1 protein-coding gene is annotated in these 270 nt (G+C 46.3%); it reads right to left on the bottom strand.

Going from position 1 to position 270, the window contains the following annotated elements:
• Nucleotides 1–270: ATP-binding cassette domain-containing protein (locus A3729_RS10035; RefSeq protein ID WP_156497860.1), on the bottom strand; the 270-nt coding region annotated here is incomplete at both ends.

Genomic DNA, 270 nt, shown 5'->3' with positions numbered 1-270 from the left:
TGGTGAGGATAATCGTGACCCCCTTTTCTCGAAGCTTACGGACCAACTCCCACATATCTTTTCGCAGCTCAACATCAACCCCAGCTGTCGGCTCATCCAAGAATAAAATCTTGGGTTCATGCGACAGCGCTTTGGCTATCAACACACGGCGCTTCATACCACCTGACAACTCCATAATACGGTTATCTTTCTTATCCCACAGTGATAAGTCTTTTAGCGTCTTCTCGATATAAGCCGTGTTAGGCGCTTTACCAAATAAGCCTCGACTAA

Source organism: Oleiphilus sp. HI0043, from assembly GCF_001634935.1.
Note: the sequence above shows the minus strand (reverse complement) of the source record. Positions and strands in the feature narration are given on the sequence as shown.